Annotated in this window: 17 protein-coding genes and 2 pseudogenes; 9 read left to right on the top strand and 10 right to left on the bottom strand. The window is 68.3% G+C overall.

Going from position 1 to position 12,761, the window contains the following annotated elements; all coding sequences use genetic code 11:
* Positions 1-74: 74 nt before the first annotated feature.
* Complete coding sequence (locus ACFOY2_RS22085) at positions 75-353, bottom strand: hypothetical protein (protein WP_379529961.1); 279 nt, start codon at positions 351-353, stop codon at positions 75-77.
* Between the two features lie 23 nt (positions 354-376).
* Here ACFOY2_RS22085 and ACFOY2_RS22080 point away from each other — a divergent pair, with 23 nt between their 5' ends.
* Together ACFOY2_RS22080 and ACFOY2_RS22075 are read left to right on the top strand one after the other, a co-directional pair.
* On the top strand, positions 377-1,333 hold the full coding sequence (locus ACFOY2_RS22080) for an MFS transporter (protein ID WP_379529960.1): 957 nt from the start codon (positions 377-379) through the stop codon (positions 1,331-1,333).
* A gap of 419 nt (positions 1,334-1,752) precedes the next feature.
* Complete coding sequence (locus ACFOY2_RS22075; RefSeq protein WP_379529959.1) at positions 1,753-1,971, top strand: hypothetical protein; 219 nt, start codon at positions 1,753-1,755, stop codon at positions 1,969-1,971.
* A 71-nt stretch (positions 1,972-2,042) separates the two neighbouring features.
* Here ACFOY2_RS22075 and ACFOY2_RS22070 read toward each other — a convergent pair whose 3' ends face one another.
* Complete coding sequence (locus ACFOY2_RS22070) at positions 2,043-2,996, bottom strand: GntR family transcriptional regulator (RefSeq protein WP_379529958.1); 954 nt, start codon at positions 2,994-2,996, stop codon at positions 2,043-2,045.
* A 180-nt stretch (positions 2,997-3,176) separates the two neighbouring features.
* Between ACFOY2_RS22070 and ACFOY2_RS22065 the strand changes: the two genes are divergently transcribed.
* Complete coding sequence (locus ACFOY2_RS22065) at positions 3,177-4,538, top strand: carotenoid oxygenase family protein (protein ID WP_379529957.1); 1,362 nt, start codon at positions 3,177-3,179, stop codon at positions 4,536-4,538.
* A 104-nt stretch (positions 4,539-4,642) separates the two neighbouring features.
* On the opposite strand, the gene ACFOY2_RS22060 is transcribed toward ACFOY2_RS22065, so the two are convergent.
* Entirely contained in the window at positions 4,643-4,855 is a 213-nt protein-coding gene (locus ACFOY2_RS22060) for an imine reductase family protein (RefSeq protein ID WP_449290140.1), read from the bottom strand.
* Positions 4,829-4,906, bottom strand: a pseudogene (locus ACFOY2_RS54745) (hypothetical protein); the annotation flags it as partial. The pseudogene ACFOY2_RS54745 and the gene ACFOY2_RS22060, both read right to left, overlap by 27 nt.
* Between ACFOY2_RS54745 and ACFOY2_RS22055 the strand changes: the two are divergent.
* A complete protein-coding gene (locus ACFOY2_RS22055; protein ID WP_379529955.1) occupies positions 4,893-5,525 on the top strand; it encodes a tetratricopeptide repeat protein in 633 nt (210 codons plus the stop codon). The pseudogene ACFOY2_RS54745 and the gene ACFOY2_RS22055 sit on opposite strands and share 14 nt — an antisense overlap.
* Before the next feature lie 49 nt (positions 5,526-5,574).
* Here the strand turns inward: ACFOY2_RS22055 and ACFOY2_RS22050 are convergent.
* The 4 genes and pseudogenes from ACFOY2_RS22050 to ACFOY2_RS22035 all read right to left on the bottom strand — a co-directional run.
* Positions 5,575-5,767 (bottom strand): annotated as a pseudogene (locus ACFOY2_RS22050) (IS5/IS1182 family transposase); the annotation flags it as partial.
* Positions 5,733-6,134 carry a VOC family protein gene (locus ACFOY2_RS22045; protein WP_379529954.1) on the bottom strand — a complete coding sequence of 134 codons (402 nt, stop codon included), beginning with the start codon at positions 6,132-6,134 and terminating at the stop codon, positions 5,733-5,735. The pseudogene ACFOY2_RS22050 and the gene ACFOY2_RS22045, both read right to left, overlap by 35 nt.
* Positions 6,131-6,397 (bottom strand): hypothetical protein, encoded by a 267-nt coding sequence (locus tag ACFOY2_RS22040; RefSeq protein ID WP_379529953.1) that lies wholly within the window; start codon positions 6,395-6,397, stop codon positions 6,131-6,133. The genes ACFOY2_RS22045 and ACFOY2_RS22040 overlap by 4 nt, the downstream gene beginning before the upstream one ends.
* A 16-nt stretch (positions 6,398-6,413) precedes the next feature.
* Complete coding sequence (locus tag ACFOY2_RS22035; RefSeq protein WP_379529952.1) at positions 6,414-7,754, bottom strand: OmpA family protein; 1,341 nt, start codon at positions 7,752-7,754, stop codon at positions 6,414-6,416.
* 73 nt (positions 7,755-7,827) lie between these two features.
* Here ACFOY2_RS22035 and ACFOY2_RS22030 point away from each other — a divergent pair, with 73 nt between their 5' ends.
* The 3 genes from ACFOY2_RS22030 (at position 7,828) to ACFOY2_RS22020 (ending at position 9,405) form a co-directional block, all read left to right on the top strand.
* A complete protein-coding gene (locus ACFOY2_RS22030) occupies positions 7,828-7,950 on the top strand; it encodes a hypothetical protein (protein ID WP_379529951.1) in 123 nt (40 codons plus the stop codon).
* A 443-nt stretch (positions 7,951-8,393) separates the two neighbouring features.
* Entirely contained in the window at positions 8,394-8,753 is a 360-nt protein-coding gene (locus tag ACFOY2_RS22025) for a DoxX family protein (protein WP_379529950.1), read from the top strand.
* Between the two features lie 58 nt (positions 8,754-8,811).
* Positions 8,812-9,405, top strand: coding sequence for a TetR family transcriptional regulator (locus ACFOY2_RS22020; RefSeq protein WP_379529949.1), 594 nt, complete (start codon positions 8,812-8,814; stop codon positions 9,403-9,405).
* 450 nt (positions 9,406-9,855) lie between these two features.
* Here ACFOY2_RS22020 and ACFOY2_RS22015 read toward each other — a convergent pair whose 3' ends face one another.
* Positions 9,856-10,200, bottom strand: a complete 345-nt coding sequence (locus ACFOY2_RS22015) for a hypothetical protein (RefSeq protein WP_379529948.1) — start codon at positions 10,198-10,200, stop codon at positions 9,856-9,858.
* Positions 10,201-10,561: 361 nt separating this feature from the next.
* On the opposite strand from ACFOY2_RS22015, the gene ACFOY2_RS22010 reads away from it, so the two are divergent.
* Both ACFOY2_RS22010 and ACFOY2_RS22005 read left to right on the top strand, forming a co-directional pair.
* Positions 10,562-11,362: an NBR1-Ig-like domain-containing protein gene (locus tag ACFOY2_RS22010; RefSeq protein ID WP_379529947.1), complete on the top strand. Its 801-nt coding sequence runs from the start codon at positions 10,562-10,564 to the stop codon at positions 11,360-11,362.
* A gap of 165 nt (positions 11,363-11,527) precedes the next feature.
* Positions 11,528-11,875 (top strand): hypothetical protein, encoded by a 348-nt coding sequence (locus ACFOY2_RS22005; RefSeq protein ID WP_379529946.1) that lies wholly within the window; start codon positions 11,528-11,530, stop codon positions 11,873-11,875.
* A 480-nt stretch (positions 11,876-12,355) separates the two neighbouring features.
* Here ACFOY2_RS22005 and ACFOY2_RS22000 read toward each other — a convergent pair whose 3' ends face one another.
* Positions 12,356-12,511: a DUF6895 family protein gene (locus tag ACFOY2_RS22000; RefSeq protein ID WP_379530253.1), complete on the bottom strand. Its 156-nt coding sequence runs from the start codon at positions 12,509-12,511 to the stop codon at positions 12,356-12,358.
* Positions 12,512-12,761 lie beyond the last annotated feature (250 nt).

Here is a 12,761-nt window from a genome sequence, read left to right as displayed (position 1 = left end):
ACGTCGTCCAGGAATCGCAGGAGCTGCGAGAGCACCCGGATGCAGGCGTCGGCCTCGGCTTCGCTCAGATCGCCTCATTTCTGAGAACGCGCGCGCCTGCCTGGCCGGCGTCTTCGGCGACTCAGACCAGCGCGGCGGCCAGCAGGAAGGACCGCTCCGCCCCGCTCCGTCATCGGCGTCAGGAGCGACAGCAGCAGCACTGGAGCGGCGGCCAGCACGCCGCCGCCGACACCCCAGCCGAGTGTGACCGGCGTGAACCGGCCCCAGCGCACCAGCGAGCGAAGCCCGCCGTCCAGGCGCAGCACGCTAACGGTCAGCGCTAGCGTGCCGAGGCCGAACAGCAGCAGGATCACCGCCTGATCGGTGAAGCGCGATCATGATCATCCCCTTCGCGCCGCACTGGGTCGCCTTCGGCGGCGCGCTGTTCATCGTGGGCGCCCTCGACGCCGTCGTCGACGTCGCGCAGAACGCCCACGGCCTGCGCGTCCAGCGGCTCTACCGGCGCTCCATCCTCAACTCGCTGCACGGCGTGTGGAGCATCGGCGCCGTCCTGGGCGGCCTGATGGGCTCCGCAGCCGCCGGCCTCCGCCTGCCCCTGGCGATCCACCTGGCCACCTCCGCCACCCTGTTCAGCATCGTCGCCCTCATCGCCTACGGCTTCCTGCTGCCCGGCCAGGAAGACGCCGAGCGCGCCACCGAAGCCCAGGACCTGGCCGCCGCCGACGGCCATCCGGCCGGCCCGCCCGCCTCCCAGCACTCCGGCCGGCGCTCGTTCACCGGCCCGGCCGTGCGGATGCTCGCCGCGCTCGGCGCGCTGGCCGCCTGCGGAGCGCTGGTCGAGGACGCCGGCGCGTCCTGGGGCGCCCTCTACCTCACCGGCCTGCACGCCGACGCCGCCACCGCCGGCTTGGCCGTCGTGATCTTCCAGGTCGCCATGACCGTCGGCCGCCTGTCCGGCGACCGGGTGGTGGACCGCTTCGGCCCGCGCACCGTGGCCCGCGCCGGAGGCATTCTGGCCGCCGTCGGCATGGGCGCCGCCCTGGCCGTCCCTTCCATCCCGTCCGCGCTGGCCGGCTTCACCCTGGCCGGACTCGGCTTCGCCACCCTGGTCCCGGCCGCCATGCACACCGCCGACGAGTTGCCCGGCCTGTCTCCCGGCACCGGCCTGACCATCGTCAACTGGCTGCTGCGCGGCGGGTTTCTGCTGTCCCCGCTCCTGGTCGGATTCATCGCCGACCTCAGCAGCCTGCGCGCCGGCCTGCTGTCGGTCGTCCTGGCCGGCGTCATCACCATCGTCCTCGCCCGCGTCCTGGTCAACCGCACCTCGTCCTGAGCACCGATCACGCTGGCGGAGGAGCCCACCACCCTGTCCTTTCCCGCCGAGCGCTGGCAGGGCCCCATCGGCCCTGCGGTTCGTCCGTCTCCGGCATGAGGCCGCAGCACATCAAGTTCTTCGTGAAGCTGTCCGACTATGCCCCGGGGAAAGCCCGCACGCGACCGAAGTCCCTGACCGCTGAACGCGATCCCCGGAGCCAAAAGAACAAGCTCAGCTCCGGCCGACGCCGTTGCGGCCTTCGTCGCACTGGCCTGTGCGGAGGCGGCCGGAGCCGGGGTCAACACCAAGGCGGCCGTGGCGGCGGAACCGAGGAGAATGGACGCAAGTATTTCTGTTGTGGCGCGACAGCGTAAAACATGTGACCCGCGGGATGGACTGCGCAAGGTTCCTCTCCGTCCACGCAGGTCAAGCGGCATATGAGTACTCGTGGAGAATCCCGCCGAGCCGATCTCGCCGGCGTATGTTCAGGCGTCCATTCGCTTCGGATAGACGTCAAGTTCATCGAACCGACCGCCAGCACCACCGGGCGCAAGGGTGGCCGCGGCAAGTACTACCAGTTCACCGCTAGCGACGACTGCACTCGGCTGCGCGTGCTGCGCATCCACCGGCAGCTCAACCAGAAGACCCAGGCGTAAACGATCATCGTCGGCTGCGCAAAGGGAGCCTGCGGTTGACGCGGTCAGCTCACAGCGCGCCGCGACGGCGGCTACGGCCGGTGCTGCCGCCCGATCTGGACCGCGACCCCGTCCAGCAAGAGCCGCAGCCCGGCCTCGAAGAACGCGGTCAGGTCGAATTGCAGCCGGTCGTCGAAAGGCGCCGTGTGCGTTGAGAGCCCGGCATGAAAGGACGGGAGATGGGCGTTGTACCACTGGTCAGGCGACAGCCCCGTGTGCCGCTCCGCGTCGTGCTGCGCCTCCAGGTTCGTGGCCGTTCCCCTTGCGTGGTTGGCCACCGCCCACCACACGACCCGGGCCGCCTCGGGGTCGAGGCCGAGCCCGAGCACGGCGCTCATGCCCCAGTTGCCGAACCTGAGCATGTTGGGCAGCGGCTGCGGATGGGTGAGCGACATGAACCGGGGCAACCAGGGGTGGCGCAGATAGAGGTGCCACTGCAGGCGCGCCGCGAGTTCCAGATGGGCTCGCCAGCCCGGCGGAGGCTCTTGCGGTAGCTCCAGCTCGCCGAACACGGTGTCGGCCATGAGCGTGGCCATTTCCTCCTTGCCACGTACCAGGCCGTACAGCGACATGGTGGGCATGCCAAGCGTTGTCGCGACGCCGCGCATGGACACCGCCTCGAAGCCCTGCGCGTCCGCGATGGCGATCGCCGCGCGCACGATCCGCTCGCGTTCGGCGTTCTGGCCGGCCGCCACCGGACGCCGAGCGCGAGCCCGGCCCGCCCCGGGACGGGGCGCGGGTGCGGATACGGGGGCAGGTTCGGCCACGACGGTGCCGACGCGGGGGACGGCCAGCACCCGGCCCCGCCGGCGCAGCGTGTCCAGCGCCTTGGTGGCGGTCGCGGGGGCCACTCCCCACTGTGCGGCGGCCTGCCTGATGGAGGGGACGCGGTCGCCGGGCCGCAACTCGCCCCTGTTGATGCGCCGCTCGATCTCCCGCACGATCCGCAGGTACGGCGGCTCGGAGCCGCTCCCGGCTCGCTGCATGGCCAATCGTCTCCCAACTCCTGTACTAGGGCAGCTGCGACCCGGCCGCAGCCCTCGTCCCGCCCCTGGTGAGCGGTCGATTCCTGGCCTAGCACATCGCGGGCGGCTGCACTGCGCCGGGCGTTCGTCCGGTGTACCGTCTCGCTTCGTACACCGTACAACCGATCGACCGAGGTGAACATGGACCACGACGACCGTTACCTTCACGGCCCCTTCGCCCCCGTGAAGGAGGAGATCACCGCCTACGACCTGCCCGTGACCGGACGCCTGCCCGCCGATCTGAACGGCCGCTACCTGCGACTGGGCCCGAACCCGCTCGGCGTGGAGGACCCCGTCACGCACTTCTGGGCCTTCGGCGCGGGCATGGTGCACGGAGTGCGCATCCGCGACGGCCGCGCCGAGTGGTACCGCAACCGGTGGGTCCGCTCGACGGAGGTCTCCGACGCACTGGACAGGATGCGGCGCGGGCTGCAGCCGCCCGCGTTCCTGCCGCCCTCCCCGAACATCCACGTGCTCCGTCACGCCGGGCGCACCCTGGCCCTGTCAGAGGCCGGCGGGCTGCCGCACGAGCTCGGCTACGAGCTCGACACGATCGGGGAGCACCCCATGGGCGCCACGCCCGATGGTTCCAGCGCCAACGCACACTCCAAGGTCGATCCGCGCACCGGCGACCTGCACTCGGTGGCGTATGTGCTGGGACGTCCGTTCGCGCAGCACATCGTCACTGATCCGGCGGGAACGGTCACCCGGATCACCGACATCCCGCTGCCCGGGGACCTCCCGTTCCTCCACGACTTCGCGCTGTCGGAGAACTTCGTGGTCGTGTTCGACATCCCGCTGACGTTCAGCATGGACGCGATGCGCTTCCGCTGGAACCCCGCGCACCAGGCCCACGTGGGCGTCCTGCCCCGGGCGGGAGGGCAGGTCCGCTGGTTCCCCGTCGAGTCCTTCTACGTCAGCCACATCCTCAACGCCTACGACGACGGCTCGACGATCACCGTGGACCTGATCGTCGCCGAGGGGCCCGTCGACGTCGCCGATCCCGGCGGCATCAAGCCCAGGCTCGACCGTTGGAGCATCGACCTGCACGCCGGGCGGCTGGAGCAGCGGTGCGTGGACGACCGGGCCCAGGACTTCCCGCGCGTGAACGACGCCTACGCCTCCCGCCCGCACCGCTACGGCTACTCCGCGGTGACCCCGGTGTACGGCATGCAATTCACCCCGGAAGGCCCGCACCCCGACGACGCGTTCACCAACGCGCTGGTCAAGCACGACCTGGTGCGGGGCACGACGGAGGTGCACGGGTTCGCGCGGGACGCCGCCGTCGGTGAGGCCGCCTTCGCCGCGGACCCGAGCGGCGACCAGAACGAGGATGCGGAGGACGCCGGTTACCTGATGGCCTACGTCGCCGATCCCGGGCGCGGCGCCTCGGACCTGGTGATCCTGTCCGCTCAGGACTTCACCGGGCCGCCCGTGGCACGCGTCCACCTGCCCGCACGCGTGCCCCTCGGCTTCCACGGAAACTGGATCCCGGACGCCTGAAAGCCGTACGCGCTACGTGGCCTCAGCCAAAGCCATCGAGGCCGTCACCTCGGAGGACGGCGTGTGGTCGTCGGGCGCCTCACGCGCATTCCTGACCCGCGCCCTCATCGAAGTCTGAGCAGTTCGTACACGGCGGCGAAGCTGTCGTCGCCATGCCCATCGGCCGACCGCCTGTCGAGCAGCTCCTTCAGCGGCCGGTGCAGGGCCGGGTCGACGCCGCGCTCGCCGCTGACGGCGATCAGGGCGTCCACCGCGGGCCGGTTCAGGTGGATGGTCGAGGCCGCGTCCCCGGCCTTGGCGGCGGTGCGGTTCCACACGGTGGTGCGGTAGCCGGCGTCCAGGAAAGCGTGGGCGATGGCCGTACCCATCCGGCTCAGGCCGAGGACCGTCACGCGGCGCGTCGCGCTCAGCCACGCCGCAACTCCTTGGACAGCGCCTGGGCGGTGCTCGCGATGCCGTCCGCGCCGTGGCGGGTACGCGGCAGGGGAGGTCCACGCCGAGATCGGGCTCGCGCTCGGCGCCCGCAGGGAGGGCGACCTCGACGAGGCCGAGGTGCGCCTGAGAAGGCTGCTCGCCTGGCATCGCGCGCGTGACTTCGACCCGGGGCCAGCTCTGCTGCTGGCCGAACTCGGCTTCGTGGCCGAGCGCCACGGCGACGCCCGTACCGCGCTGGAGCTGCACCGCGAAGGGCTGGACGTGGCACGTTCCGGTGGCGATCCGCGGGCACGCGCCCTCGCACTGGAGGGGCTGGCGGGTGCATACGCGCTGGCAGGAGAGCCGGCACGGGCCGCTCGCCTGCTGGGGACGGCGGCCCGGCTTCGCGAATCCACGGGAGCCCCGATGCCGCCGGCCGAGCGCGGCGACGTGGACCGCATCACCGCCAGGATCCGCGCTGCCTTGGACGAGGAGGCTTTCGCCACCGAGTTCGCCACCGATGCGCTCGACGGGGATGGCGAGCTCGACGCAGAGACCGGCAAGACTCACTGAGGACCACTCAGAGGGCGTCTGAAGTGCGAAGTTTGTGATTGATTGCCGGTTACGTGTATCGCCAGGTTGAGGTGGATTCACCAGTTGTGCGTCGAGCGAGGTCGTCGATGGACGCCAGGCGGATCATAGCCGCTGCGTGGTCTGGTCGCGTCTCATAGTCGCGGGCCAGCCGGCGGTGGAGCATAAGCCAGCCCAGGGTGTACGCGTTCAACCACCCAGCGGCGCTTGACCACGTGAAATCCGCACGATGTGCGGGATCCCGGCCGGGTTGCTGATCCAGTGGGCGGCCAAGCCCGACGGCAGTGGTTCGAGCTCGTCCTGCGGATGCACGCCGTGCTCGGCGAGGTGGCGGGTGGCCAGCTCCACGTCGTCGGTGAAAAGCTCCAGCCACACCTGCGCCTGGGCGTAGTTGTCCACCCGGTCGAACCACAGCTTCACCGGTCCGAACTGGACGGACGCGCACTGCGCCACCACGCCGTCCACCCCCTCGCCGCTCTCCTCGGTCACCTCCATGCCGAGCACGTCCCGATAGAAGGCGACGGTGCGGTCGAACTGGGCTTTGGGCAGTTTCATGGCGACGTTGCGGCCGCCCTGGAATGTGGGTCTCATGGTTGGGTCTCCTCATCGCGGTCGAGGTAGGTGCTGAGGGCGTGCAGGGTGTGGTCCCAGTCGCGGGTGGTGCCTTCCATGGCGGCCCGCCGCAGGTGGCCGTGTCCGCGCGCCCAGTCCAGCAGTGTGGCGTAACCATCGGCGGTAGCGGGAACGCCTGGGTGTCTTTGAGCATGCCCATGACCGTGATCACTGCTGCGACGTGCATCGGTGTAGCGGCGTGCCGTGGCTCGCTCGCGCACCGGGGGGTCACTTGCTCCCACGAAGGGATGTCTCCCGTTACTGGATGGGGACCTGGAGGTCGCGGAACGGGCCGATCTTGACCTTGAGGGCGTCGGCGGTGTCGGGCAGGGCGAAGAGGTTCCAGAACTCGCGGGTCTGGCCTGGCGCGAACTTCTCGGTGCTGATGCGGACGCCGGAGACGTCGGTGCATGCGCAGTAGGAGTCCACGCCGTCGTCGGTGGGGACCTCCAGGCGGCCGGGCAGGTACTGGCGGCGGGCGGCGAGGTCGGTCACGCGGACGTTGGTCGCGGCCTGATATTTGTACGCCTCCCAGTCCTGGGTGTGGTGAAGGTCCCGGAACCAGGTCTCGGCCGATCCCTCATTAGTGATCTTGTAGGTGAGCAGGCCGAGGCCGCCGGGCAGCCGGCGCAGACCCGTGACCTCCATGGCGATGGGCTGGCCGTCCGCTCTGGTGGTGCCGGTCAGGCCGGTCGCGCCGGGAGAGGTCGTGGCCACCGGTTCCTGGGCAGCGGGCTGAGGTTTGGGGAAGGTCACCGTGACGCGGCGGTTGCGGCGCTTGCCCTCATCGCTGTCGTTGTCGTACAGCGGGCGGCGCGAGCCGTATCCCTTGGCCTGGAAGCGGATCCCGTCCCGGGACAGCAGTGCCGACAGGGTGCGTTGCACCGCCTGGGCGCGGCGCAGTGACAGCGGGTCGTTGATGGCGTCGTTGCCGGAGGAGTCGGCGTGGCCCGCCACCGTCACCACCGTGGCGGGGGAGGTGTCGATGAGTTTGGCCGTGCGGGCCATGATCGACTTGGCATTGGGGGTGAGAGTGGCCTTGTCCACCGCGAACAGCACGTCGGAGGAGAGGTTGACCTGCAACTCCTTGCCGTAGTCGGCGGTCTCCTCCGACTTGTCCAGGGACTCGGAGGGGAGGATGAGGCGGCGGGTGACCGGCGTGACGGGCTCGGCATCGGGGTCGGGGAAGTCGCCGGTCGGAGCTTCGTCGCTGATGGGCACGTTGAGCATCGGCGGGCCCACGGGGGTGACGACGGTGGTCGTGGCGGGGTTGCCCGACGGTGCGGGCAGCACCGCGTAGACGGTGATCGACTGGCCGGGGTCGATGAAGCGGCCGAGGCCGTCGCGGTCCCGGTCGCTGCAGAGGCAGGGGGAGCCGGCGGGTTGGTAGGGCAGGATCCAGGTGCGGGTCTGCGCGTCGAGGACGCCGATGCCGGAGGCCCACTTGATCGCGCCGAGGGGGCGGGTGCGGTCGCCCATCTCGCCGGGCCAGGACAGGTGCTTGTCGGTGCCGGTGTTGGACAGCCGGATCTGGGCGATGAGGTGCTTGCCCTTGACGCGATTGAGGCCGACGACCTCAACCTTGAGGTTCTCGGTCATGGTGCTGTGGGTTTCGGCCAGGGCCGGTGGGGTGTCTTGATCCGATGCCGTGGCAGTGGCGGGTGGAGCGCTGGTGGACGGGGCATTCGACGTCGGTGCGGTGGTGGCGGGCGGGGGCGCGGCCTCCTTCGTCGGCAGCACCCCGCACCCGGCCGTGGCCAGCGTGAATATGGCGGTCAGGGCCAGGATCCGATGAGGTACGGGGGAGAATGTGTCCGTTCCCACATGTTGGAGCTCAGGCCGCGTGAGAGCGGTGCACACACCCCGGTCTGAGGTGTGCCGCCCGTCAGTTGCGCGCATGCGACACCACCAGGAACGAGCCCGGAGCTACCACGTCCATCACCGGCTTGACGATCGCGTGCGGGTCATACTCCTGCGCGCTGGAGCCGGTAGGGCTTGCTTTCTTTGCATGAGAGACCCCTTTTCGGATGGCCTTGGGTAATACGTCCAGAGTGGCGAAAGGCGAGCCGCGGTCGTGAAGAACACATCAGGATTGCCACCGACATCAGCATCGTGGCTGACTGCATGCTGAGGGCAAGATCGCCCACGCCGGCCCCGGCAAGGCCGGCCTCCATCCGTGTTGTCCGTACTATACGGTATGGTACGGCACGGGTGCATCGTCATAGCCCGAGGAGAGACATGTCAGCATTGCCCGATCCGGTTTGGCCGGTTGTCGTCCTAGCGATCATCCAGGCCGGTGACGCCCTCATGTGCATCAAGCCCGTTCCATTCATCGCCCAGTGCTTCGAAGACGTGAACTGGCCGCGACGTTACTGGTGGATCATGCCACCGCTGAAGTTCGCCGCCGCGGCCGGTCTGATCCTGGGCATCTGGCTGCCGTATCTCGGTGCCGTGACCTGTGCTGCGCTCGTCCTCTACTTCATGGTCGCCATCGCGATGCACGTCGCGGCTCGAGACTTCGGCCGTAACCTCTTCCTCAACGCCACCGTCATGCTGCTGATCTGCATCGCAGTCGGCGTCTTCAGCTTCATGGCATGAAGCTCGCACACGCCTCGGCGAGCGCGGACCACTCCATACCCGATGGTATGTTTGTCGGATGAGCGCGGCACGAGATCGGTGGCTGAACGAAGGCTTGAAGGTCCTCGCTGAAGAAGGTGCAGCAGGGATTCGAATCGACCGGATCGCCGCTCGGCTTAACCTGTCGAAAGGGTCGTTCCACCATCACTTCGATGGCGCCGAGGGATACAAGAAAGCGCTTCTCGCCCATTTCGAGAAGCTATCGATCGAAACGTTTGAAAATGCAATTTCCGAGGCCGGTGAATCGGCTGGTGCCCGGGTTATTCTCGCACAGCTGACGAAACTCGTCCGCCCTGGCGGCACAGGAATCTATCGTCCCGAACTCGATATCGCATTGCGGGCGTGGGCGACATGGGATGCGGACGTGCGTGCCGTGCAGACCCGCCTGGACGAGGCCAGACTGTCTGCACTCCAGCGGGTGTGGCGATCAGCCGTCGCCAGCGACGAGGAGGCCCGGACGGCGGCCCTGCTGCCCTACCTGCTTGCGGTTGGGGCAACCGTCGTCTTTCCCCCTGTCGACGCTGACCAGCTTCGCGACCTCTATGAAATCCTCCTACGACTCGTACCGGATAGCTCCTGCCAGACGCAGGATGGCACGACGTCACCACGGTGACCCGGCCATGCGCCAGCCCTTCATCTTTCCCCAGCCATAAGGAGCATGGGCGCTGGTCAGGGCCGAAGCGTTCTGGGGAGACACCACGGGTTTGACGATGTTGCGCCCTGATCCCGCCGGGGCCATAAACCCCGGTCGTCCCGTCACTCCCGAACAGGTGCGAGTGTGACCACGGCACCTTCGTCATCGGTCCTGCCGCTCTCCGGGTCGCTGCGGGCCGGCAGGATCAGCCGGCCCACAGCCCAGGTTCGCGCGGCTCGGATACCGATGTGGCGGAGCTGATCAGTCGGTGATCGCCTGGTGCCTGCCCCGCGGCGTGCGAAACGATCTACTGCGCTCGACATGAGCCCAACAGTCCAGCAAGTCGGAGCGGTTCATCCTGCTGTCTTGACCTCGGGCCCTCCACCGACAAGGAATCATGTGCTCATTTCCGTTCCCGCAGCCCTTGGGCTAGGCGCGGCCTCCGTCCCTGATGGACACGATCGAAGCGGTCTGGAACCTCTTGTGCCCCTTGCCGCCAGCCTTGACGACCGCCGTGTAGTTCTTGGTGGTCCAGCCCAGGCTGTACTTGATGTACAGCTTGCGCTTGTTGCCGCACCGGTTGCTCCAGTACACCGTCACGGACGTGTTGCCGTCCCCCCAGGACCAAGCGAAACACCCGGTGACTCCGCGGTGGACGTCCGCCGACGCCGGAGTGGCGCTGACACCGACGCCCAGACCGGCGACAACGGCGGTGGAGGCGGCGACGACGGCCGCTCGGGTCCGCAGGCCGGCCATACGAGTGATCACGGACATGAACAGTTCCTTTCGCCTGTGCTCAGGTCACCTCGCCGAGCTGTGAATTCAGCCCGCCGGACCGGGGACGTCGACGCTAGGGACGACGCCCCCGACGGCCGGCGGGGATGTCCACCACCCTGTCATCGGATGGCCGCCAATCCCATCGAACTTTGTCCAGGCTCCGTCCAAAGGACCGGGCTTGGACATTGGACGGAGCCAGCGGGAGGAAGAAAAAGGCGTCACCACCAGCCACCGGTAGTCGACACACGAGGAAGGTAAACAGAACGTGGAGACGCAGGGTCCCAGGAAGCGACGAGGACGACAGCCGACTCGGCCCGATCCCGGCTCAGGGCCGACAGAGGCGTTCGCAGACAAGCTGGTGCAGCTGAAGCAAGCGGCCGGCGACCCGTCCTACGCGGAGATGACCTCCCGGCTCGGCGCGGCGGCCTCGAAGTCGTCCCTGGCCAGCGCCGCGCAAGGACGCAAGCTTCCAACGTGGGAGACAACCTGGGAGTATGTCCGGGTCCTGGCGGTCGACCGCCTGGGCGGCGACCCGGAGAAGACCCAGCAGGAGTGGCGGGACCTCTGGGAGCGTGCCAGGGCGGACAGTTCCCCTGCCGGCATGGGCACCGTCGACGGGACGCAGGACGAGACGCCGCCGCTTGACGCGGGGACGGACCCGGCTCTCCCACCCCGGCCCGCGCAGCGCAGTCGTCTCCTCTTCTCCGTGGTGGCCGCGGCCACGATGGCGGTGGCTGGAGCAGTGTTATTCCCGCTGGCCACGAAGGCGCTCCGAAACAATCCCCCGCCTCCAGGGCCGATGATGAGCCCGGCTCCCGTGGACAACTCCGAATTCGTGGCCGACGTCACGTACCCGGACGGTTCGAAAGTACGGCCGGGCTCTTCCTTCAAGAAGGTATGGAGAATTCACAACACAGGAACGGTCGCCTGGGAGGGCCGATTTCTGGCACGTGCCAACGAGTCCCCGTGCCGGTCGCCGGAAAAGGTGGCCATACCTTCGACGGCGCCCGGCCAGACCGTGGACATCGCGGTGCGGGTGAAGGCGCCGGATGAGCCTGGGAACTGCCACATCTACTGGAAGATGACCGATGCGCAGGGCCGAGTGCTGTTCCCGCTCAAACGCGGGGTGTTCCTCGACGTCCAAGTGGGCCCGTCCTGACCTGCGATTCCATTTGTCCAACACGCTGGAACGCGGCTTTGGACGGGCTCTGGACAAAGATTCCTTGGTCGGCTGGAGGGCCGGGTGCCAGCATGGTGGCCAAGGCGCGATACGACGCCTTTCCCATTCAGGCGCACGAATATCCGACCACGGGAGAAACGAAAAGTGACCAAGATGAAGCGTTCGCTGGCCGTCGGCGTCGGCGTGATTTCCGTACTGGTGTCGATCGGCGGCGGCGTTGCGCAGGCGGCGACCTCCTCCACGTCCACGGCAAGCGGAGCGAGGGTGGCATGCAATGCCCCCGGCACTGGCAACACGACCGTCTGGGGAAAGTGCTGGAACAACGGGACCAGGACCGGTAAGGCTCGCCTGGTGTTCTGGTGCAAAAATATGATCGGTAATGGTTCCCAGCAGAAGAGCACCGGCTGGAAGAGCATCAAGCCCGGCAAGACGGTCAAGTTCGTGGGTGAGTGCACGTTCAAGGCCCGCAACCCTGACTTCCAGACCCGCTGACCTCACGCGGGTTCCGCGTTACCTGGTGACATCGAACGCTGCGTGCATGCCCGCGGCGCGATGCCCTGGCCCTCGCCTCCGCCGCAGTTGCGCGACGCCTCGCCGAGGCTGTCCGTCTCGCTCACGCGAGCATCGGATCCCGTCGGCCGCTTCCCGATGGCCTGCCCTTCGCGAGCACCACGACCGGACGCTCCACCACCCCCGCCGCTGGAAAACGATCCAAGCACACCTGAGAAGGCGTCTTCAGGGGTGCCTTTCGCCCTCTGCCCAGCCTCAAACGATGACCAGCGTGATGATCGTTTGAGGCTGGGGGCGGGCTATGGGGCGGTGACTGGCAGGTCAGTCGGTGGATCGTCCCGGCGCCGTGTGTGGTGCCGATGTCCAGCCGGACGGACTGGTGCGTCAAGGTTGCCGATAATGTCATCCGCCAGGTCATGGCCTTGGGCCATAACGTCGCCTGACGTGCGTGATCTCCAGCCGTCAGGGAGAGGACGCGAGACGCGCGGGCTCCAGCCCCCAGTTTGTGAGGTGGAACACCGTGTGCGTGAGTGCGTAGGCGTGGAAACGGTCGAGCAGCCATGGTTCCGGGCTGCGTCCGAGCCAGGTCCTTTCGGTGACCTTCTCCATATCCTCCATGCCGCCGTCTGCCGGCAGGCCGAGCAAGCCGGATGGCGGTCAGCCGTCCCAGCGACCGGGTGGGGGATTCCTCCTGAGCTGCCCAGTGGCGCGTCCTCACGAGGGAGCCGGCTTGTTGTTCGGCCCCTCCATGACGCAGGCCCCACTAGAGCCTGTACGGAGTTGAGATCACGGGGATTGCCTGCGCTCCGGTCTGTGACCCTGGTAGGTCTTCGCCATGGCGCGTGGAGACCTCACCGATGAGGAGTGG

It is taken from the genome of Nonomuraea purpurea (assembly GCF_042650645.1).
Classification (GTDB): Bacteria; Actinomycetota; Actinomycetes; order Streptosporangiales; family Streptosporangiaceae; genus Nonomuraea; species Nonomuraea purpurea.
The sequence above is the reverse complement of the archived record's forward strand: the minus strand, read 5'-3'. Positions and strand labels throughout refer to the sequence as shown.

Excerpts from the sequence above, each read along its gene's own strand:
- ACFOY2_RS22045 (WP_379529954.1), bottom strand. The coding sequence starts at position 6,134 with ATGAGACCCACATTCCAGGGCGGCCGCAACGTCGCCATGAAACTGCCC.
- ACFOY2_RS22075 (WP_379529959.1), top strand. The coding sequence starts at position 1,753 with ATGAGTACTCGTGGAGAATCCCGCCGAGCCGATCTCGCCGGCGTATGT.
- ACFOY2_RS22000 (WP_379530253.1), bottom strand. The coding sequence starts at position 12,511 with ATGGAGGATATGGAGAAGGTCACCGAAAGGACCTGGCTCGGACGCAGC.
- ACFOY2_RS22065 (WP_379529957.1), top strand. The coding sequence starts at position 3,177 with ATGGACCACGACGACCGTTACCTTCACGGCCCCTTCGCCCCCGTGAAG.
- ACFOY2_RS22025 (WP_379529950.1), top strand. The coding sequence starts at position 8,394 with ATGTCAGCATTGCCCGATCCGGTTTGGCCGGTTGTCGTCCTAGCGATC.
- ACFOY2_RS22020 (WP_379529949.1), top strand. The coding sequence starts at position 8,812 with ATGAGCGCGGCACGAGATCGGTGGCTGAACGAAGGCTTGAAGGTCCTC.
- ACFOY2_RS22070 (WP_379529958.1), bottom strand. The coding sequence starts at position 2,996 with ATGCAGCGAGCCGGGAGCGGCTCCGAGCCGCCGTACCTGCGGATCGTG.
- ACFOY2_RS22080 (WP_379529960.1), top strand. The coding sequence starts at position 377 with ATGATCATCCCCTTCGCGCCGCACTGGGTCGCCTTCGGCGGCGCGCTG.
- ACFOY2_RS22055 (WP_379529955.1), top strand. The coding sequence starts at position 4,893 with ATGGCCGTACCCATCCGGCTCAGGCCGAGGACCGTCACGCGGCGCGTC.
- ACFOY2_RS22015 (WP_379529948.1), bottom strand. The coding sequence starts at position 10,200 with ATGTCCGTGATCACTCGTATGGCCGGCCTGCGGACCCGAGCGGCCGTC.
- ACFOY2_RS22035 (WP_379529952.1), bottom strand. The coding sequence starts at position 7,754 with ATGACCGAGAACCTCAAGGTTGAGGTCGTCGGCCTCAATCGCGTCAAG.